The following is a 20,131-nucleotide window of genomic DNA, read 5'->3' as shown; positions in this document are numbered from 1 at the left end:
ATTTTGTATTTTCTGTCAATAGTCCTAAATGATCCGATTTCCTCGAATTATTCATACAACTTACTCGATGGAAATCAAAATACGGGAGACGTAGCAATACGCCCCGTCTCTACATTATTAACAGGGTTTGATTACAAAATCTGCTTATATCTCTCTTGAATATCAGTAATCGAAAACACAGCATCAAACAGTAAATCTACTGATTGATAATATTCCGCTCCACCTTGCTCTCTATCTATCAGTGAAATTACTCGATTAACTGTATAACCAGCATCTCTCAATCTGGTAACAGCTTTCATTGCCGATCGCCCTGTAGTTACCACATCTTCTAAAACTACAACCTCAGCCCCTTCGGGTAAACTGGGACCTTCTACATAAGCTTTGGTTCCGTGACCTTTGGCTTCCTTACGAACAATCAAAGCCGGTATCGGTCTACCTTCTAGTGCGGAAACCACACTTACAGCAGTAACAATTGGGTCAGCCCCCAAGGTTAAACCTGCCACAGCTTGAGTATCTGAAGACAGCATATTTAAGAGAATGCGACCAATAGCTAAAGCACCTTGGGGATGGAGCGTAACTTCCTTACCATTGATGTAATAAGAACTACGCGCTCCAGAAGAAAGGACAAAATCTCCTTCCTGATAAGCCATCTGACAAAATAAATCTAGTAGCCGTTGGCTTAGATTATTTAAATCAGTATCAGTAGCCCATAAATCTTTGTGGGTAGAGCTTTCAGTGTGATAAACCATTACAAATCATTAAAATTTATGTTACACCGGACTAGTCGAACTTATAGGAGTTCTGACATTAAGCATAAGTCAAAATTCGTACCAAAATACAGGAGTTGTTAATATGCCCTTAAACTTGAAAAACCTAAGTGGGTTATTAGTGCTTGCTGCTACTATCGGTTTCCCGAATATTGCAGTAGCAGAAACAGAATCGAGTTATCAAACACCGAATGAAGTATTTGAAAAAGCCTTTTATGAGAACTATCCCGACTTTTACGACAACAATGGTTTGTTCCGGGAAATAGATTGGATCTTTGGACCTGGTTCCTTGTTCAATAGTTCTTTTCCAGAACATCAAATTGAACGAGATGCGAAGCTAGTAAATATTGTTTATCAAGATGCACTCAAGCAGCAAACAACCAACGACCCATATATCCGGACTCCAGATTTACCAAATCCTTATAATAGCTCATTGCTGGGTTCTCCCCGATTGAGAGCAAGCCAGCTACAAGTTGGAACTGAATTCCGCTTTGATAACTTACCATCTCGCTAACATCGGGTGCTATACCCATTGATAAATTACTGGTCATTAGTTTTTAATTAAGAGAACTAATGACTGTTAAATCCAGGGTGCAGGAGTTGAACCTGCCTAACACGAATTATGAGTTCGTTGCCTCAACCGCTCGGCCAACCCTGGCTGACAATCTATTATAGCGCAAGTTTACTTTTTTGCGTAACAATACATCATTTAACAAAAAAATAATGCAAACTAATATTTATTAAGTTGCTTTAGCTCGTCGCCGGAAGCCCCGCGCTCTACCTGTACTCAGGTGAGCGACGGGATGGATAGGCGGGCGGCGACGATTATATCTCCGATGATGTTGCACCAAGGGTGCGACGGGAGAGGAGATGTATGAGAAGTCGCCACTATTTAGTTAGGGAATAAATAAATCTTCCTAGAAATGCGATAATGGTTGTATGTTGAACCTCACATACAGCTACCGAATTTATCCAGACACCAATGCCGAAACCATTATACTTAATTGGTTGGATCAATCGCGGCGGGTGTATAACTATGCGCTCAGTGAACGGCGGGACTGGATAAAGTCGCGCAAATGTGCGGTTAATGCTTGTAGCCTTAAGTCAGAATACATCATCAGTGCCGATACACCTTACCCTAACTACTACGCCCAAAAGCGAAATCTGACAGCAGCAAGGAAGATAATTCCCGCTCTTGATGCTGTTCACTCGCAAGTATTGCAAGAAACATTGGCAAGACTCGATAAGTCTTTTCGCTCTATGCAGGAGAGGGGTTTTGGCTTCCCGCGCTTTAAGAAGTACGGGCAGATGCGCTCCTTGCTGTTTCCCCAGTTCAAGGCTAATCCCGTTACTGGATGGCACATTAGACTGCCCAAAATCGGTGCTGTACGGATTAATTTGCATCGCCCTATCCCTGAAGGTATGGGGGTTAAGCAAGTGCGGGTAGTTAAAAAGGCATCGGGCTGGTATGCCATGTTGGTGCTGCAATGCGATGTCTCTATCCCTGAAGCCTTAGCCTTGCCTATTGGTGCTTCTATAGGAATCGACCTGGGATTGCTCAGTTTCTTGGCTACAAGTACAGGAAAATTGATTCCTCGTCCTAAATTCTTTGTTCAATTGCAAAGCAAGCTTAAATGGCTGCAACGCCAATTGAAAGATAAGGTCAAAGGCTCCTCCAATTACAAAAAAGCCCAGAAACAAATAGCACTTCTCCATGAACATATCCACAATACCCGCCGTGAGTTTCATTTTCTGACTGCCCACCAGCTTTGTGATGGAGTGGGAATGATATTTGCTGAAGACCTTAATTTGGTCGCTCTGGCGGGTGGAATGTTGGCAAAGCATTGTTTGGATGCTGGCTGGGGTGAATTTTTGGAGATTCTGGGCTGGGTATGTAAAAAGCGAGGTGTCTATTTTGCTAAGGTTGACTCCAAAGGGACGAGCCAAACTTGTCCTAATTGTGGAGCACATACGGGAAAGAAAGAACTTGAGGAGCGAGTACATAATTGCTCCGAATGTGGATACATAACAGACCGAGATGTAGCTGCGGCAATAGTCGTAGAGCAGCGAGGTCTTACATCCGTTGGACAGACGGTAGTGCTGGCTGTGGAGGTTGACCGCCTGGGGGTTCCCGCGAAGCAGCAAAATCCCAGAGGCGACTCTTGGGAAGCCCACACTGTACTCGGTACTCCGAGTAAGTGATGGGAGGATGTCACAAATAGCAGGAACGATAAACTTCAATATCGATATCTTTTACTTATCCTTAAGCCGACCTACTTATATTAATTCCCCAATGAAACTAAATTCTACTGTACTTCTAACATTGATTTTGTTAACCCTAATGTTAGGTGCTGGTTCAGTCAGCGCTTTTTGGGGGTTTACCTTGGGAAGCGCGGCTCTTAAAGGAGTCACAGCCCCCGATGCTCGTCCTACTACTAAGTTTGCCAGGAAAGGCACAACTGGTGGTCAGGAAAAAGAAGGTGTAGTCTTTGTTAAAGAAGAAGAAATTCTTAAAGTTGTGAAAGCTCGCATCGAAGGTAAAACTAAAGCAGCCAAATCAAAGAATCTTGATGATCTAGAAGAAGGAAACGACGATACGAAACGCAAACGCGAGCAGAAGCCACCTGAAGCCGAAGAAAAACTCCAAGCAGGATTTCCCGTACAAGCCGAAAGCGAAGGTGTAACTTTTTCAGTCCAATCAGCCCGTTATTCGGGGGGTGCTTTGTTACTAAAAGTTAAGATGGATAATAAAGGTAAGGATTCGGTACGCTTTTTGTATAGTTTCCTAGATGTGACCGACGATAAAGGAAGAACTTTGAGCGCTTCCACAGAAGGTTTACCATCAGAATTGGCTTCTGATGCACCATCATCATATGGTACCGTCAGTATTCCTGCTGCTTTACTTGATGATGTCAAACAGATTTCCTTAGCCCTTACAGATTATCCAGCACAGAAATTACGGTTGGAAGTATCAAATATTCCTGTAGAAAGGTAGATATTAGGAATATTAAGTGTTAGATTCTGTATTTTAGATTGCATCAACGAGATAGTGGGGCTTCAGTTTTACGTGAGAAAAGGCAGTGAATGGTCTTAATAATTTAAATTGGACAGAAGTAGGGCTGAGATTGTTGTCAGTCTTACTTTTAATTGCCATCAATGCCTTTTTTGTAACCGCAGAATTTTCAATGGTCACAGTACGGCGATCGCGAATACATCAGTTGGTGGAAGCTGGGGATATTCAAGCGATCGCGGTGGAGATACTGCAACGTAGCATTGATAGACTGTTGTCCACAACCCAGTTAGGCATTACTCTTTCAAGTTTGGCACTGGGATGGATTGGAGAAAATACGATTGTTGAATTGATTAATGTATGGCTGGAATCTTTACCCGTACCCGAAGGAATGAATCTTTTGATTGCTCATTCCCTATCAATCCCAATTGCCTTTTTTCTAATAGCTTATTTACAAATAGTTCTGGGTGAATTGTGTCCTAAATCCGTAGCAATGCTTTATTCGGAAGAATTAGCCCGGTTTTTGGGACCCTCAGTTACGGCGATCGTCAGATTTTTCAGCCCGTTCATTTGGATTCTTAATCAATCAACCCGTTTTCTATTACGGTTATTCGGGATCGAATACACTGGCAAAAGCTGGAGACCACCAGTTACCCCCGAAGAATTATTATTGATTATTTCCACGGAAAGGGAATCCACTGGTTTAAAAGCCAGAGAACGAGAACTTTTAAAAAATATCTTTGAGTTTGGAGAAGTCACAGTGCAAGCTGTAATGGTTCCCCGCAGCAGCATGGTCGTGCTATCCAAAAACGCAACTTTACGAATTTTTCTGCAAGAAATGGCAAGTACTGGTCATTCTTGCTACCCCATATTCGGGGAATCCTTAGATGATATTCGCGGCATTATTTACTTCAAAGACCTGACAAAGCCTTTAGGATTAGGGCAAATCACCTTGGATACCCAGATTCATTCCTGTATGCGTCCTGCAAGGTTTGTACCCGAACATACACCTCTGAACGAACTATTACCCATGATGCAGCAGGAAAAGCTAGCTATGGTTGTGGTAGTAGATGAATTTGGCGGTACCGTAGGATTAGTAACCATCCAGGACGTAGTTGCTCAAATCATCGGCGACATTGGCGAAACGCAAAACAGCAATGATATGCTCATCCAAACCTTAGACGAGCAAACTTTTTTAGTTCAAGCGCAAATAAACCTAGAAGATCTCAACGAAGTACTAGAACTCCATCTTCCTTTGACAAAAGAATATCAAACACTCGGAGGCTTTATGCTTTACCGCTTACAAAAAATTCCCACCATTGGTGAAAGCTTCCGCTATCAAAATATAGAATTTACAGTAGCCTCACTAACAGGTCCCCGCTTACAGCAAATTCAAGTCAAAAGGCTGTAAAAGTTAGGAGTTAGGACCACCGGAGTTAGGAGTTGTGGGATTTAGATTCTAATCTAAAATCTACCCCTCCCCATCCACCTTTAACCTTTAACCTTTAATCTAGATCATACTCCACTGGATCTGTCAATCCCAATTCGGCAAAAGCAGCAAGACGCAAACGACAAGAATCGCAAACTCCACAGGCTACATTTCCACCGCTATAGCAAGACCAAGTTAATTCCCAAGGAACTCCTAATTTGTTGCCTAATTGAATAATTTCGGTTTTTTTCAAATCAATTAAAGGGGTGACAATATCGATGGGATTGCCTTCACGTCCTTGCTTAGTTCCTAAACGAAATACTTCCTGCATCGCTTGGATATAGTCGGGACGACAATCGGGGTATCCAGAGTAGTCCAAAGCATTTACGCCAATATAAATTTTTTCTGCGGCAATGGTTTCGGCATAAGAAACGGCAAAACTTAAAAATATCGTATTTCTTGCCGGAACGTAGGTAATAGGAATATTTTGAGACATTTCCTCTAGAGAACGCTCTTGAGGTAAACTAATCGAATTATCGGTAAGTGCCGAACCCCCCCATTGAGTTAAGTCAAATTTAATAATTTGATGTTGGGCTACATTGGCTTTTTTGCCTATTGAAACTGCCGATCGCAATTCTTTTCGATGTCTTTGTTGATAATCAAAGCTAATTGCATAACATTCATATTTATCGGCTAACGCTTGATATAAAACCGTGGAAGAGTCAAGTCCCCCCGATAATAAAATGACAGCTTTCATACTAATAACTAAAATAACTAAATTATTGACTCAAACTACTTTACTTAATTTATCACTCGGTAAAATTTAATTTTTTAATCTTTTAGTGTAAATGTTTTGCTGGAGTAATAATCAAAACACAATATTATTGACTATAAAATTCTTGATAGATCAAAAATATCTTTGTCTTTATGTCATTAAAACAATACATTACTGACTATTCCGAATCCGTATCATATGTATAAATTGAATCCAATTACTTGCAATTATTATACATTTGCAACATTTAGGAAATTATGGTTGTTGAGTAACTTTTGCCCTAATTTCTGATTTACAGCAGTTTGCAAATAAATGAGGTACATTCCCAATTCCCAATTCCCTTATAACGATATGTCCTGTACCTCATTCAAAAGTCACTATAATAAAAAAAAATTCATTAATAAGTAACATTATTTTTAACACTGCTTATCTTAATTATTACCTGTTCCCCTTTAAAGACTGTGGAATCAACGTCAACCTGAAAAGCTTAAGCTTAAGTTATTGATGAAAACTTAAACTTAATCAACAAACAATATATTTTATTTGTGAAGAATAAAATAAAAGATTATCAAGAGCGGATTGTACAAAAGAAAAGCGGATATCGGGAACTCATAACTAACTTTGAAATTCTTCATAAATAGAACCTCTATGTTACCATCTGGTTACGATCTGGATGGTTATGAGGTTACTACTCTTTTGGCAATAAAGTATAAAAGCCAACAATTGTAGCGTCTTTAAAGTTGGTGGTTGAGGAGAGAAAACTAGAGTGCAAGATAGCAGCATGTCAGCGGCAGAAAACAATGGATACGTACAGCGTCACCAACCACACCCAATTCGTGTAGGTGTGATTGGTGTAGGTAATATGGGACAACATCACACCCGTGTACTAAGTTCGATGAAAGACGTAGAACTAGTTGGTGTAGCCGATATTAATATTGAGCGAGGCTTGGAAACCGCCAGTAAATATAAAACCAAGTTTTTTGAGGATTACTGCGAGCTATTGCCTCATGTGGAGGCGGTTTGTATTGCCGTTCCCACTCGTCTACATTATGCCGTCGGTATAAATTGTCTATTAGCAGGAGTCCACGTTCTAATCGAAAAGCCAATTGCTGCAAATATTTCTGAGGCAGAATCTTTAGTTAATGCCGCAGCAGAATCTGGCTGTATCTTGCAAGTAGGGCATATAGAGCGCTTTAAGCCAGCTTTTGGAGAACTAACCAAAATTCTTAAAACTGACGAACTGCTGGCGCTAGAAGCTCATCGTATGAGTCCTTATTCAAATCGGGCAAACGATGTTTCAGTAGTGCTGGATTTGATGATCCACGATATCGATTTGCTTTTAGAATTAGCTGCTGCACCAGTCGTGAAGTTATCAGCTAGCGGTACTCGTACCCCAAACTCAACCTATTTAGATTACGTTACTGCGACATTAGGTTTTGCCAATGGTATTGTAGCTACCTTGACTGCTAGTAAAATCACTCACCGCAAAATCCGCAGAATTGTAGCTCATTGCAAAAATTCATTTACTGAAGCTGATTTCCTTAAAAATGAAATTTGGATTCACCGATACCCGAATAATTCTATTACAGATAATAAGCAACCATACAGGCAAGACGGTTTGATAGAGAAAGTCTACACCTCGAATGTAGAACCTTTGGGGGCTGAATTAGAACACTTTATTAATTGTGTGCGTGGTGGTAATCAGCCTTCAGTAGGTGGGGAACAAGCCCTCAAAGCTCTAAGATTAGCAAGTTTAATTGAACAAATGGCTGTCTCTGACAAAGTTTGGAACCCTTTAGATAGCCAATCGGAGCCTCGGATACAATCTTTTAGTTCCACCATCTAGAAACAAGCGACTTCAATACCAATGTAATTTGAGAATTTTAACGGTTATTTTAGCCATTCTAGGAGTATTAAGTAGGTCTATGCTTACTTAGTGCTTCTTTTTTTGCTTGAAGATAAATTCTAAACAGATCGTAAGAATCTTTAATTTTAGGAAAATAAAAATAAAAATTATATAGAGTGTAGTCAATTTATCTTGATTATTGGCATCAAAATAATGCACTTTCTATGAAGCATACAATCAGTTCACTTGAGCGAGATTGATGTGACCATTTAAAAAATAAATTGATACCTAGTGTATCTAATGTTTCATGATAATTTGTTTATGGGGGGGTTGTGTATACCGTTAAAAAAACAAATAATTTATTATCCGCATAATATGTCGAGCCGCGAGCATTTTTTTGAGAAAAGCAGCCATCTGTGTCAAACTAAATATCTTAAGCAAAACCCAAACTAATTAAAAAGTCTGGGGGAATAATAGCTTAAGACTACTCTATTCTATTAGTTTTCATCGGTTATACATTTTTAGTGCGGGGTCTTGCTCGTTCGTTATTCGCAATTAGCGAGTTTCTCAACTCACACTACCCACGAGTAACGCAAAACTAATAAGACAGACCAGTAGTTTTGAAGATATAAGCTTTGATATTACGTATGAGCTTTGTGATTTTAAACTCATAAATACATCAGCAATATTGCTAGACTTGCTTACCTGTTTTACACATATATGGTGGCGGTACACGGGTAGGTTTGCTAACATACTCAGAAAAAGCGTGATGTAGTCAGTTATGAAGTAGTTTGTGTTTTGTTGCTTGCCATCCGTTTAAACAAATCTACAAAGAAAATATGGCTCTAGTGCTTATCGTTAAAGCGATAATACAAAAGCCTTTACCGAACGAAAAGTAAAACGGTTCTACCTGTTACAACAGGCTTTAGTTCCCATTGTTTTCCTTCGTACTTTGTTAACTTACAACCATAGTCAAAAATCGTACTATCGGATTGTTAAGGTACTTGAGTAATTTTTGCTCGCTCGCCGTATTAGCGCGACTGTATCTTAATGAGAGTTGATTCCATCAAGAATATACGACAGACGATTTTTGTAAGATTAGCATGATACCTTGTTAGAGCTAAGTAGAAACTAGGAATTTCCATGACAGACCAACCTTCCGCTGCTACCCCGATGAATGCCGCTGCTATACCCATGAATAGAATCACGGCATCTACTCCCATTAATGCAACTCCCAAACTGACCAATACCACTAATGGTGGGAGTAAAAATATTCTTAGTGTAGACCTTGGTAGAACTTCTACCAAAACTACCGTCAGTCGAGAGCCGAATAGCGTGATTTTTGTCTCTTCTAACGTCAAGCAAATGACGATGGAACAAGTACGCGGAGGAGTTTTTGAAGCTCGTGCAACAGATCCTTTAATGGATCTTTGGCTGGAATACCAAGGAAATGGTTACGCTGTTGGTCAACTAGCAGCAGACTTTGGAGCCGATTTAGGAGTCGGTCAATCCAAGGTAGAATCCGCGCTGATTAAAGTTTTGGCTTGTGCTGGATACTTTAAGCTAAATGATGAGATTTCAGTAATCTTAGGTCTTCCTTATCTTTCTCAAGAACAGTTTGAAAAAGAAAAAGCCCAGATCATATCTCAAGTTACTGGTCCTCACGTAATGAACTTCCGTAGTGAACCCGTAACCATAAACGTGAATAAAGTTTGGGTAATGCCAGAGGGCTATGGTAGCTTACTTTGGTGTGAATCTCAGCCCAAGAAGGGACCTGGGGCCCCTGACTTCACCAAAGTTTCTGCGGCGATCGTTGATATTGGACACCAAACTACAGATTGTTTGATGGTCGATAACTTTCGTTTCGCAAGAGGAGCTTCTAAGAGCGAAGACTTTGGTATGAGCAAATTCTACGAACTAGTAGCTGCTGAAATCGAAGGTGCAGATAGTCAATCTTTATCTTTGATTGCTGCGGTTAATAAGCCTAAAGGCGAACGCTTCTATCGTCCTAGAGGTTCTGGTAAACCTACCAATCTAGATGATTTTCTTCCGAACCTCATAGAAATGTTTTCGCGTGAAATCTGCACTCGCGTGTTAGCATGGCTGCCAGAACGTGTTACCGACGTGATTCTCACCGGGGGTGGTGGTGAATTTTTCTGGGAAGACGTTCAGCGCTTGCTCAAAGAAGCAAAAATTAATGCCCATTTAGCTGCACCTTCCCGACAAGCTAACGCGTTGGGGCAGTATATTTATGGAGAGGCACAATTATCTGCCAGTCGCTCTTCTAGGTCTTAAAACTGATGTTCCAATGGTCAAAAAAGGTAGTTAAATCGGTTACGTTCAATCCAGGGGTAGCGGATGAAAGCTTGTTAGATGTGGTTGAAAGGCACTTAGAAAAAGAGCCAGATAAAACTTTCAGCGACCTCTGTAAAGAAGCTTTATGGCAAGCTTTGTGCGTACCCGAATCTGTACGACCAGATCCGCAACCAACATCAACAGCGACACCGAAACCACCATCAGAAGTGGGAGAACACATCGCTGACCTGGAAAGAAAATTGGCTGACCTTGAGGAACGTTTCTTTACTAGGGAATCAAATCGGTTGGTAACGATGGAACAACATTTGACGCAGCTTAGTCAGCAAGTGGCTCAGTTGGCAATGATGGTCAATCAAGGTTCGGTCGTTCACCCTTCAACTCAATCAAAGGCATTAGAGGTATTCAATAATACTTCTCTACCTGCTCCTGTGGTGAATAATCCTTATCAAGAGGAAGACCCTTTAATCAGACGCATGAGCGAACTCGTGGATGATTTTTAAGGGAAGCAGGGTGTATATCTATTGCTGTCAAACATCCTCGATCGCGGTTAATTTTGGAGCAAGAGTTTTTCTCTGCAAATTATTAATTGCAAATGATGTTTGACAGCTATACCTTAATGTTTATTTTTAAATATTGTTTAAATATTGTTTAAATATTAAGCTCGATCACAGTCTACAAATAATTAAATAAAGTATAATTAGATACTTTTCTATAAATATTTCAGCATCAAGCAGATGAAAGTTATATGTTAATACGGTTCCTTGTTCCCAGTCTCCGGCTGGGAATGCATCTCTAAAGGCTCTGCCTTCTTTATATACGGTCGGCAGAGCCTCCCGTAAGGCATTCCCCCTGCTGTGCCTGGGAACGAGAAAACCCCCGATTGGTGGACGGGTTGCCTTCCCCAAGCCCCCTCCAGAAAAGTTGATCTATTTTGTGTTTGATAATTAATTACAATCTTTGATCAATTATTTTCTTAACTGAACCGTATTGAATTATATCTGCAAGCACGATCGCTATTTTCCTGCTTGAACGAGAAAAATCTTCATTCAGCTTTCATCATTTTACGTAAAATTTTTTTAACCCTTGTATAAAGGAAGTGTTAGAATCCATCGAGTAGAATTTAAAGATAGGTAGGATCGTGATGATGCCAGTTGCCAATAAATCTATCAAGTTTGGTACAGACGGCTGGCGCGGCGTTATTGGCGATGAGTTCACCTTTGAACGTTTAGCCTTGGTTGCGCCAGTAGCCGCGCAGGTATTATTGTATACATATGGCAAAATAGTAGGCAATCGTACCATCATTGTTGGTCACGATCGCCGATTCATGGCAGAAGATTTTGCTCAATTTGTTGCTCAGACAGTCATCGATGCAGGCTTTGATGTGGTGCTAACTGACACTTTTGCTCCAACCCCAGCTTTTAGTTGGGCAGCAAAACACCAGAATGCCTTGGGAGCCTTAGTAGTTACAGCTTCTCACAATCCGGGGAAGTATTTAGGATTAAAAGTTAAAAGTTGTTTTGGTGGTTCGGTATCGTCGGAAGTAACTAAGGAAATTGAAAGTTTGCTGACACAATCGGTGTCTTTTAATTCACCACCGGGCAAATTAGAAACCTTTGACCCTTGGCAAAGTTACACTCAGGGTTTAGAAGGCAAGGTTGACATTACCAAGATTAGAGATGCCATAGCTTCAGGTAAGCTAACTTTATTTACCGACGCAATGCATGGTGCATCCGCTGGTGGATTAGCAATGCTACTCGGCGATCAAGTCCAAGAAATTAATAGCGATCGCGACCCTTTATTTGAAGGTGGTGCGCCAGAACCTTTACCAAAGTATATTTCTAAGTTTATACAATTAATCAAAAATCATCGCCAAACCAATCCTGAAGGTTTATCGGTGGGATTAGTATTTGATGGTGACTGCGATCGAATTGCTGCTGTAGATGGGGAAGGTAACTTCTTAAGTTCGCAAATATTGATTCCGATACTAATCGATCATTTAACTCAACGACGTGGGTTTACTGGCGAAATAGTTAAAACTGTCAGCGGTTCGGATTTGATTCCTTTAATTGCCGAACTGCATAATTTATCAGTGTACGAAACCCCCGTAGGTTATAAGTACATCGCCGATAGAATGTTAGACGCGCCCGTTTTATTGGGTGGTGAGGAATCCGGTGGAATCGGTTATGGAAGCCACATCCCCGAAAGAGATGCTTTACTTTCGGCATTATATGTGTTGGAAGCAATCGTTGAATCGGGAATGGATTTAGGCGATTATTACCGTCATTTACAAAACCAAGTTAATTTTGATTCAGTATACGACCGTATCGACTTACCACTTTCAGGAATGGAAGCGCGAGCAAAGCTTTTGCAACAACTGCAAAGCGAACCATTAAAAGAAATTGCCGGTAAGCAAGTAATTGATTGTCAAACAATCGACGGTTACAAATTCCGTCTCGATGACAACAGTTGGTTAATGATTCGCTTTAGCGGAACCGAACCAGTTCTACGCTTGTACTGCGAAGCATCTACTTTAGAGGAAGTACATAAAACCTTAGCTTGGGCGAAAGATTGGGCCCAGTGATGGGAAGATAAAGGGAGAAGGGGATGGGGAGATGGGGAGATGGGGAGAACTTATAACCTCTAACCTCTAACCTTTGACCCTTGACCTTTGACCCCTTTGACTGATGAAATTAGTTGTAGCTACATCAAATCCCGGCAAGTTAAAAGAATTACAAAAATATCTTGCGGATTTGGATTGGGAATTAGTTCTCAAACCGCAAGAATTAGAAGTTGAAGAAACCGGCGATACTTTTCTGGAAAATGCTCGTCTTAAAGCTTCCGAAGTGGCAATTGCTACAAATAATTGGGCGATCGCAGATGATTCTGGTTTACAGGTAGATGCATTAAATGGCGCACCGGGAGTTTATTCAGCCCGCTATGGTGCGAATGATTCCGAACGTATTGCCAGGTTATTAAAAGAATTGGGAGACGAAACCAATAGAGACGCACAATTTGCTTGCGCGATCGCTATTGCTCGTCCCGATGGTGCGATCGCTTTAGAATCTGAAGGCATTTGCAGGGGTGAAATTCTTCATGTTGCTCGCGGTAATGGTGGTTTCGGCTACGACCCAGTTTTTTACGTTCCCCAAAAACAGTTGACCTTTGCCGAGATGACGACCGAGGTGAAGCGCTCAATTAGTCATCGAGGCAAAGCGCTTGCAGGTTTACTTCCTGAGTTAGAGCAAGTTAAATCGATTTAATTAACCATGAAGTTTAAAAATTCAAACTTCCATGCTTGTCAAACTGCGGTTGATTACAAGGTTTCAGGTTGCAAGATATCAGAGATAAGTTTTGTCCGCGAACCAAGAATCCCCCGCATTCTATGCGTGGGGAATATCAAGCCTCAAATTTCAGACTTCATGTTTTTTTAAACAGCTTCTGTATTCTTTTCTCCGGTACGAATCCGCACCACTTGTTCCACCGGCGATATAAAAATCTTACCATCGCCAATTTCACCAGTACGGGCAGCGGAAATAACTTTATCTACGACCATATCAACTTGAGTATCTTCTACGACAATTTCTACTTTGAGTTTTTGTAGAAATTCGACGGTGTACTCAGAACCGCGATAACGTTCGGTTTGTCCCTTTTGCCGTCCAAATCCCCGGACTTCAGAGACTGTCATCCCTACTATACCGGCATTGACTAAAGCAATTTTGACTTCATCGAGCTTAAAAGGGCGGATAATCGCTTCTACTTTCTTCATTTGACTGTCTCCTTACTTTTATTCACTTTATCTATCTAACCAGATCCACAGCCTCGTAAGCGGTAACTGGCAAACTAGTTATCCACAATATGTACCATTTACCGTCTGGCAAAAAATCACAACTCAAGTAAGCATCAAGTAGTTTTGAGTATTTTTTTGCAAGTGAATCGGGAACAAGTTACAGTTAAAATGATTACAAATGATTGACTTGCAATAATATTACAGAATATATTAATTTTGAGATTATTTTATTTATTGGTAGAAAATTATTTAAACGAATTAAAAGCGGATTAAATCAATTCCTCAATATTAATTACTAGATTATATCGCGATCTAAATATGGTCTATAAGATAAGCTTTCTCTTACTTTGTTGCACTAGCGAGCATGATTTTCTAAAAGAGGACGTACAATTACGTAACCAGCACCAAAACCCATAAAAATAATCAGAACAATTGCAAAAATTAACCACCTTCCGCTAACTTGCGATAATTGTGATTCGTCAGCGTAGTAATAGCTTGCTTCTTGTTCTTCTATAAATACTGTTTCTGGTAAGGGTTCGATAAATTCCGTCACTTGGGGAACTGGTGATGTGCGCGGACGTTTGGCTCGCTTTTGCGACGTATTACGCTTGTATTGTTTAGTTGGTGGCGCATTTTGGCTTGTTTTAACTGTTTGCTCAACAGCAGCATTCGCGTTATGACTCACTGCATCCTGTAGATGTAAAACAGCATTAACAGTTTTAGTGATTTCCTGACGAAGCACGTAATTTTCTTGCGCTAAATATTCGTTTTTCTGATTAAGTTGATGTATGGCAATTTGTGCTGCCTGTAACTCCGCTGCTAATTCACGGTATACGCTCAACGGTACGGAAGCTGAATAAGGTTGATTTGGAGGTGTTGACGTATCGTAAACAGAATTTGTAATTGTTCGCATAGGTACGCTTTCAACAATAAATGTTGTTTTGATTTATTTGATTTGATTTAATTTAATACAAATATTCTTCGCAAGTGTTAGAAAACATCTGTCTATATCTGAGAATAATTTAAAAAAGCCTTACATAAAAAATATGTTTACCGAGTTTTACAATTAAGCATACTAGTAAACTTATCATTAATAATCTTATTCTCCATGTATTAAGGTGACATTTGTCACCTTATAAATAGCAATGTAAAACAGTTTTAAAGTGAATATGGATTATTTTTTAATAAAGGAAAAAAGTGTCCTACGGGTCCTTGTCCTTTACCAATATCTAAAGCATGAATTAATGCTTGTGAAACATATTCTTTTGCCTGACGGGCTGATTTAAATAAACTATCTCCTCGCGCTAAATTAGCGGCGATCGCGGCTGATAAAGTACAGCCAGTTCCATGAGTATTTTTGGTAGCAACTAACTGTATGAGTAAAGTTTCGAGGTTTTTACCATCAAACCAAATATCGATTCCGCGCAAGCTTCCCTGCATTCCACCACCTTTAACTAAAACGGCTTTAACTTTTAATTTTTCGTGAATGGTTTGCGCTGCTGCTTTCATGTCATCAAGAGTTTTAATTTCTAAACCGCTAAGAATTTGCGCTTCGTATCGGTTGGGAGTCAAAACGCTGGCTAAAGGTATCAGGCGATCGCGAAGGGTTTTTATGGCTTCATCATCAATTAATTGCGCTCCCGTCCGCGACACCATCACTGGGTCCACCACTAAATTGGGAATTTGTAAAGTTTCTATTTGTTCAACAACAGTAACAATAATTTCCTGATTTAGTAGCATTCCAGTTTTAGCGGCTTGTACCCCGATATCTTGACATACAGCCTGAATTTGCTGCTCTACAGATTCTTTTGGCATTGCATCAACCCGCGTTACACCTAAAGTGTTTTGTGCGGTGACGCAGGTAATAGCGCAGGTACCGTGGACGCAATGAAAAGCGAAGGTGCGTAGATCGGCTTGAATTCCCGCACCACCACCGCTATCGGAACCAGCAATAGTTAAAGCGACGGGTACCTTGGATGTTGATTTGGTATTCATTAATCTATTTAAAGAATATGAGTTGGGAATGATGAACTTAAAGTACAAGATTTTCGGTGACTTTATCTCGTCCAGGGTGCAACAATTTCAAATTAGTTTTTTCTAGTTTCCCCTCTTTCCCATTTTCTTACTCTTTTATTGTTTTATTGTCCCTCATTTCTTTTTCAATTCTTTGTAATTCACTTTGGAGAAATTTACCCCATTCTCCGGCTAAAGGGATTTCTGTAAAAGGGATACGAACAAACTTAGAAGTTTCGGGAAATACAAATTCTAATTCTATTTTTTGAGCTTTTCTAGGTAATTCATCTACATTGATAGGTTTGTCATCTATCAAAAGATTGATATCTTTAACATTATTCAAGGAAAAAGTTTCTAAATTCGCGATACCCTTGACAGTAGGTTTCCCCCAAGTAATATTGTTGCCTTTTTGAGCCAAAACCGCGTAAATATCGTACTTTGCCCGGTCAAAGTTCTGAGACCAAACACGATAACCTTCAACTTTTTTAAATTCTCTAGAACCTTGCCAAGCCAACCAAAAAAATGCTATCAGCAAAGGCAACCATAAAAGTCCGCGTTCCATAAGATAACCTTGATTCTGCTTCAGATAAAATAGAAATGTGACAATGACGAAAAATTGTGTATTCCAATTGTTGAATCCCTCAAAGAAGATTTACTCAAATCCGGACTTGTAAACTTTTAGGACTTAGCAAAAAGGCATATTTTTTTGTAGGGGAGGCAAAATGGGGCGTAGATAATATCCCCCATTATTGCCGTTGCTGTGACACTTTGATTGATTTTTAAGGCAATAATCAGGTTTTTAGTGTCACGCACCATCTGAGTCTTGTGACAATCGCGTAAGTCCTGACTTTGTAGATATTCTTCTATCTTCAGGGAAAAATTGTTCCGTCTAAGCTATGGTAGTGAGCAAACTGACACAGAGCTGATTTTAAATTCAAATAAATTCAAATGAAAAAACTCATATTATTTTGCTTGTTTGTCATCGGGTTGAGTTTTGCCCTATTAACTTTTATGAACGTTAAGGGACTTGCAACTCGCGGTGAATTTGAGACGATCGTGCTAGATTTTCGGGAAGATATCCCATTTGAAAAATTACAGCAAGATTTGCAAACAATAGCTCAAAAGTACGATGTGAATCCTCAATTAGATAATATATTTTCTCAAAAGGATAATGTTTATATTATCAAAGGGGATAAACAACGAATCAAGGAACTGCGTAAATCAGAATTTGCGCGAGACACCGAATTTATCGAACCTAACTATATATATAAAATTCCAGAACGGGGCAATCCCGAAGAAGATAAGATTGCACGGGAGGCTGAATATTTACTGCCGTCCGATAACATCTTAGAAGAAGAAGTAAAGCCAAATCTCAAAGGTGTTAACGACCCGCTTTACAGCAAACAGTGGAACTTACATAATATACATATCGAAGGGGCTTGGGATAAAACCAAAGGTAAAGGTGTAACTGTAGCCGTAATTGACACTGGTATTACTAAGGTGCGCGATTTAGTTGAAACCAAGTTTGTCAAAGGCTACGATTTTGTCAACGATAGAGAAAACGCTTCAGACGACAACGGACACGGTACCCACGTTGCCGGTACTATTGCCCAAGCGACTAACAATAGTTGGGGTGTAGCCGGAATTGCTTACGAAGCCAGCTTAATGCCTTTGAAGGTACTTAGTAGTTATGGTGGTGGTACGGTAGCCGATATTGCCGAAGCGATTAAATTTGCTGCCGATAATAAGGCAGATGTAATTAATATGAGTTTGGGTGGTGGTGGTGAAAGCCAATTGATGAAAGATGCAATTAATTATGCTCACAGTAAAGGAGTAGTGATAATTGCAGCTGCTGGAAACGAAAACCAAAATTCGGCTTCCTATCCCGCACGTTATCCCAACGTTTTCGCAGTTTCAGCATTAGGTTCCGACGGAGAAAAAGCACCTTATTCTAACTATGGTGCGGGTGTAGATATTTCCGCTCCTGGTGGTAGCGATGCTGGTAAAATTCTGCAAGCAACCGTTGATATGGACAGCAAAGGTGAAGAAGTCTTTCTAGGGTTGCAGGGTACAAGTATGGCTGCACCTCACGTTGCTGGTGTTGCTGCATTAATTAAAGCCACTGGAGTAGAACAACCTGACGAAATTCTCAAAGCTCTTACCGAATCAGCACGAGTGATTCAAGATGACGGCTTAAATTACTATGGTGCTGGACAGCTAAATGCTCAAGCAGCAGTAACCCTGGGAGCGCAAGGAAGAATCAGCTTCCAAGACTTCTTCCGCTGGTTGCGTGATAGCGGCTATTTTAACCCCGGTTTCTGGATTGATGGGGGTGTGGTAGCGCTTTTACCCAAGATTTTAATGGTAGTCGGTTCTTATTTATTAGCTTGGTTTTTACGAGTTTACTTTCCTTTTACCTGGAGTTGGAGTTTAGCCAGCGGTTTAGTTGCAGGTAGTTCTGGATTATTCTTCCTCAAAGGATTTTACATCTTTGACCTTCCTCAATGGCCCTTCCGTCTTTTAGGTAGTTCCATTTCCGAATTAGGTAATACTTTGCAGGGAACCAATCCTTTTAACCCATTATTTGCCAGCGTTTTAGTTCCGATAGTTTTGATGGCATTACTGTTAGGACATAAACAATGGAAGTGGTTTGCGATCGGTTCTAGTTTGGGTATTGCAGCTTGCTTAGCTGTAAGTTCTGTAACCGATCCTGCCGTTTGGGGACTGGGAAATGATATCTTAGCTCGTGGATTTTTGGTTACTAATGCACTGCTTTGCTTCTTCTTAGCTCGTTTCGCAGTGAAAAACGAAGAACAACCAGTTTGAACAGTGAACAGTAGCGAACAGTGAGCAAAAATAAGAATGTTTACTGTTCGCTGCACAATATTAACCACTAACTATTAACAAAAAACATGAGTATTACAGTAAAAGGTACCGTTGAACGTCGCGATATTGGCATGGGTGCTTGGGCTTTAATTGGTGAAGATGGAAAAACCTATGAAATCATGAGAGGAGCGGATAAAAGCTTACTCCAAGCAGGAACAAAAGCGGAGGTCACTGGAGTTGTACGCGAAGATGTGATGACCACTGCTATGATTGGTCCGGTCTTGGAGGTTAAATCTTTTGAAGTCAGTAGTTAAAAGCCTAATCGTTGTTTTGATCGAGAACTGATTGCAGACGAGTTCTAAATTCTCCTTTGGGATGTCCTCCTTTGACTTCACCTAAAATTAAGGCTTCTTCAGTTGAATCACAGACAATATAGGTAGGCCATCCCATTTCTGATTTATCAGGATATTGAGTTAATAAAATTTTACGATATTTTCGATAAGTAGCAGTATCCTGCATTTTGACATCAATAAATTCTAAGCCAAGTTCTTCAACCACTTTTTTGTCATAAAAAGACATTTTGTGACAAATACCGCAGTCTTCGCTTGAAAACTTAATTACTGCTAAAGCCATAATTTTAAATTTGAGCTAAATTTGAGCTATTTTAAATTCATTAAATACAGGACGAAATCTTACCATATAATCGTAGGATTGAAATCTAGGGAACCAATCATCTTCTTAGATCGACAGGTAATTTCAAGTAAGGTAGCCGGAAGTTACGGGGTTTGATATTTAAATTAGGCTGCAAGTTCACAATAAATTATAAAATTCATCAATACTTTTACCGTTAGGGCGCGATTTACCTTAAATATCAGTTGCTATTACGTAAGTACAGGGAAATCTTTAAAGATAATAAACACATTATTTGCCTTCTACCTTGATGATGTGTAAGGGAAGCAAAATTTGGAAAACCCTTAGATAAAGCTCTAGATTTGCAACTTAGCTGTATTAAAGCTTATACGGTTTGATCGGATAAATTTGAAAGGCGATCGCGTTAATGTAAAATCTTAGGCAAGTATGTTACATTGAATACTCTACTTAAATAGATTTTGCGACTTATCGATTAATAGAGGTTATACTCTGAGAACGACTGAGTAATAATTAAAAATTTAAGTCGTATTACTTAAGTAAAAACCCTTGCTTTGGTATTGAGTTCGTTAAGGGAGTTAGTCATTAGGGTATATCTACGAATAATTTACTTAAGTACTTAAGTAGATTTAATTATCGGTATAGATTTGTTAAAACTTTGCGTTCGATCTATACAGAATAAAACCCCCAGCGTGCTTGTAGGCTTACCAGGGG

General features: G+C 39.9%; 18 protein-coding genes and 1 tRNA gene. 11 read left to right on the top strand and 8 right to left on the bottom strand.

The features are described from left to right. Window positions 1-131: 131 nt before the first annotated feature. Window positions 132-749 (bottom strand): orotate phosphoribosyltransferase, encoded by a 618-nt coding sequence (gene pyrE / locus VB797_RS13465; protein ID WP_323238195.1) that lies wholly within the window; start codon window positions 747-749, stop codon window positions 132-134. Between the two features lie 103 nt (window positions 750-852). Here pyrE and VB797_RS13460 point away from each other — a divergent pair, with 103 nt between their 5' ends. Further along, entirely contained in the window at window positions 853-1,281 is a 429-nt protein-coding gene (locus VB797_RS13460) for a hypothetical protein (protein ID WP_323238194.1), read from the top strand. 71 nt (window positions 1,282-1,352) lie between these two features. On the opposite strand, the gene VB797_RS13455 is transcribed toward VB797_RS13460, so the two are convergent. Then, window positions 1,353-1,425, bottom strand: a tRNA-Ile gene (locus VB797_RS13455). Window positions 1,426-1,706: 281 nt separating this feature from the next. Between VB797_RS13455 and VB797_RS13450 the strand changes: the two genes are divergently transcribed. From VB797_RS13450 to VB797_RS13440, 3 genes are all read left to right on the top strand, one after another. Next, window positions 1,707-2,969 carry a transposase gene (locus VB797_RS13450; protein ID WP_323238193.1) on the top strand — a complete coding sequence of 421 codons (1,263 nt, stop codon included), beginning with the start codon at window positions 1,707-1,709 and terminating at the stop codon, window positions 2,967-2,969. A gap of 91 nt (window positions 2,970-3,060) precedes the next feature. Further along, complete coding sequence (locus VB797_RS13445; protein WP_323238192.1) at window positions 3,061-3,762, top strand: hypothetical protein; 702 nt, start codon at window positions 3,061-3,063, stop codon at window positions 3,760-3,762. An 85-nt stretch (window positions 3,763-3,847) separates the two neighbouring features. Then, entirely contained in the window at window positions 3,848-5,188 is a 1,341-nt protein-coding gene (locus VB797_RS13440) for a hemolysin family protein (RefSeq protein ID WP_323238191.1), read from the top strand. A gap of 94 nt (window positions 5,189-5,282) precedes the next feature. Here the strand turns inward: VB797_RS13440 and queC are convergent, their stop codons facing one another. Beyond that, window positions 5,283-5,963 carry a 7-cyano-7-deazaguanine synthase QueC gene (gene queC, locus VB797_RS13435; RefSeq protein ID WP_323238190.1) on the bottom strand — a complete coding sequence of 227 codons (681 nt, stop codon included), beginning with the start codon at window positions 5,961-5,963 and terminating at the stop codon, window positions 5,283-5,285. 799 nt (window positions 5,964-6,762) lie between these two features. Here queC and VB797_RS13430 point away from each other — a divergent pair. From VB797_RS13430 to rdgB, 5 genes are all read left to right on the top strand, one after another. Next, window positions 6,763-7,827 (top strand): Gfo/Idh/MocA family oxidoreductase, encoded by a 1,065-nt coding sequence (locus tag VB797_RS13430; protein ID WP_323238189.1) that lies wholly within the window; start codon window positions 6,763-6,765, stop codon window positions 7,825-7,827. A 1,143-nt stretch (window positions 7,828-8,970) separates the two neighbouring features. Continuing rightward, entirely contained in the window at window positions 8,971-10,122 is a 1,152-nt protein-coding gene (locus VB797_RS13425; RefSeq protein ID WP_323238188.1) for a ParM/StbA family protein, read from the top strand. A gap of 5 nt (window positions 10,123-10,127) precedes the next feature. Next, window positions 10,128-10,643 carry a plasmid segregation centromere-binding protein ParR gene (locus tag VB797_RS13420; RefSeq protein WP_323238187.1) on the top strand — a complete coding sequence of 172 codons (516 nt, stop codon included), beginning with the start codon at window positions 10,128-10,130 and terminating at the stop codon, window positions 10,641-10,643. Window positions 10,644-11,287: 644 nt separating this feature from the next. Next, complete coding sequence (locus VB797_RS13415; RefSeq protein ID WP_323238262.1) at window positions 11,288-12,724, top strand: phosphoglucomutase/phosphomannomutase family protein; 1,437 nt, start codon at window positions 11,288-11,290, stop codon at window positions 12,722-12,724. A gap of 103 nt (window positions 12,725-12,827) precedes the next feature. After that, entirely contained in the window at window positions 12,828-13,403 is a 576-nt protein-coding gene (rdgB, locus tag VB797_RS13410; protein ID WP_416350865.1) for an RdgB/HAM1 family non-canonical purine NTP pyrophosphatase, read from the top strand. Window positions 13,404-13,570: 167 nt separating this feature from the next. On the opposite strand, the gene VB797_RS13405 is transcribed toward rdgB, so the two are convergent. The 4 genes from VB797_RS13405 to VB797_RS13390 all read right to left on the bottom strand — a co-directional run bounded on the left by VB797_RS13405 (window position 13,571) and on the right by VB797_RS13390 (window position 16,505). After that, window positions 13,571-13,909 carry a P-II family nitrogen regulator gene (locus VB797_RS13405; RefSeq protein ID WP_323238186.1) on the bottom strand — a complete coding sequence of 113 codons (339 nt, stop codon included), beginning with the start codon at window positions 13,907-13,909 and terminating at the stop codon, window positions 13,571-13,573. A gap of 376 nt (window positions 13,910-14,285) precedes the next feature. Beyond that, window positions 14,286-14,843 carry a hypothetical protein gene (locus tag VB797_RS13400; protein ID WP_323238185.1) on the bottom strand — a complete coding sequence of 186 codons (558 nt, stop codon included), beginning with the start codon at window positions 14,841-14,843 and terminating at the stop codon, window positions 14,286-14,288. 245 nt (window positions 14,844-15,088) lie between these two features. After that, complete coding sequence (gene thiD / locus VB797_RS13395; RefSeq protein WP_323238184.1) at window positions 15,089-15,925, bottom strand: bifunctional hydroxymethylpyrimidine kinase/phosphomethylpyrimidine kinase; 837 nt, start codon at window positions 15,923-15,925, stop codon at window positions 15,089-15,091. A gap of 127 nt (window positions 15,926-16,052) precedes the next feature. Continuing rightward, window positions 16,053-16,505, bottom strand: coding sequence for a hypothetical protein (locus VB797_RS13390; protein ID WP_323238183.1), 453 nt, complete (start codon window positions 16,503-16,505; stop codon window positions 16,053-16,055). 386 nt (window positions 16,506-16,891) lie between these two features. On the opposite strand from VB797_RS13390, the gene VB797_RS13385 reads away from it, so the two are divergent. Beyond that, window positions 16,892-18,769: a S8 family peptidase gene (locus VB797_RS13385; RefSeq protein WP_323238182.1), complete on the top strand. Its 1,878-nt coding sequence runs from the start codon at window positions 16,892-16,894 to the stop codon at window positions 18,767-18,769. A gap of 86 nt (window positions 18,770-18,855) precedes the next feature. Beyond that, on the top strand, window positions 18,856-19,083 hold the full coding sequence (locus tag VB797_RS13380) for a hypothetical protein (RefSeq protein ID WP_323238181.1): 228 nt from the start codon (window positions 18,856-18,858) through the stop codon (window positions 19,081-19,083). 4 nt (window positions 19,084-19,087) lie between these two features. Here the strand turns inward: VB797_RS13380 and VB797_RS13375 are convergent, their stop codons facing one another. Continuing rightward, window positions 19,088-19,402: a thioredoxin family protein gene (locus VB797_RS13375; protein ID WP_323238180.1), complete on the bottom strand. Its 315-nt coding sequence runs from the start codon at window positions 19,400-19,402 to the stop codon at window positions 19,088-19,090. Window positions 19,403-20,131 lie beyond the last annotated feature (729 nt).

The organism is Rivularia sp. UHCC 0363, assembly GCF_034931125.1.
GTDB lineage: Bacteria > Cyanobacteriota > Cyanobacteriia > Cyanobacteriales > Nostocaceae > Rivularia.
Note: the sequence above shows the minus strand (reverse complement) of the source record. Positions and strands in the feature narration are given on the sequence as shown.

What these genes read in the sequence shown, in the direction of transcription:
- pyrE (WP_323238195.1), bottom strand. Translation starts at nt 749, where the DNA reads ATGGTTTATCACACTGAAAGCTCTACCCACAAAGATTTATGGGCTACT.
- VB797_RS13460 (WP_323238194.1), top strand. Translation starts at nt 853, where the DNA reads ATGCCCTTAAACTTGAAAAACCTAAGTGGGTTATTAGTGCTTGCTGCT.
- VB797_RS13450 (WP_323238193.1), top strand. Translation starts at nt 1,707, where the DNA reads ATGTTGAACCTCACATACAGCTACCGAATTTATCCAGACACCAATGCC.
- VB797_RS13445 (WP_323238192.1), top strand. Translation starts at nt 3,061, where the DNA reads ATGAAACTAAATTCTACTGTACTTCTAACATTGATTTTGTTAACCCTA.
- queC (WP_323238190.1), bottom strand. Translation starts at nt 5,963, where the DNA reads ATGAAAGCTGTCATTTTATTATCGGGGGGACTTGACTCTTCCACGGTT.
- VB797_RS13430 (WP_323238189.1), top strand. Translation starts at nt 6,763, where the DNA reads ATGTCAGCGGCAGAAAACAATGGATACGTACAGCGTCACCAACCACAC.
- VB797_RS13425 (WP_323238188.1), top strand. Translation starts at nt 8,971, where the DNA reads ATGACAGACCAACCTTCCGCTGCTACCCCGATGAATGCCGCTGCTATA.
- VB797_RS13420 (WP_323238187.1), top strand. Translation starts at nt 10,128, where the DNA reads ATGTTCCAATGGTCAAAAAAGGTAGTTAAATCGGTTACGTTCAATCCA.
- VB797_RS13415 (WP_323238262.1), top strand. Translation starts at nt 11,288, where the DNA reads ATGCCAGTTGCCAATAAATCTATCAAGTTTGGTACAGACGGCTGGCGC.
- rdgB (WP_416350865.1), top strand. Translation starts at nt 12,828, where the DNA reads ATGAAATTAGTTGTAGCTACATCAAATCCCGGCAAGTTAAAAGAATTA.
- VB797_RS13405 (WP_323238186.1), bottom strand. Translation starts at nt 13,909, where the DNA reads ATGAAGAAAGTAGAAGCGATTATCCGCCCTTTTAAGCTCGATGAAGTC.
- VB797_RS13400 (WP_323238185.1), bottom strand. Translation starts at nt 14,843, where the DNA reads ATGCGAACAATTACAAATTCTGTTTACGATACGTCAACACCTCCAAAT.
- thiD (WP_323238184.1), bottom strand. Translation starts at nt 15,925, where the DNA reads ATGAATACCAAATCAACATCCAAGGTACCCGTCGCTTTAACTATTGCT.
- VB797_RS13390 (WP_323238183.1), bottom strand. Translation starts at nt 16,505, where the DNA reads ATGGAACGCGGACTTTTATGGTTGCCTTTGCTGATAGCATTTTTTTGG.
- VB797_RS13385 (WP_323238182.1), top strand. Translation starts at nt 16,892, where the DNA reads ATGAAAAAACTCATATTATTTTGCTTGTTTGTCATCGGGTTGAGTTTT.
- VB797_RS13380 (WP_323238181.1), top strand. Translation starts at nt 18,856, where the DNA reads ATGAGTATTACAGTAAAAGGTACCGTTGAACGTCGCGATATTGGCATG.
- VB797_RS13375 (WP_323238180.1), bottom strand. Translation starts at nt 19,402, where the DNA reads ATGGCTTTAGCAGTAATTAAGTTTTCAAGCGAAGACTGCGGTATTTGT.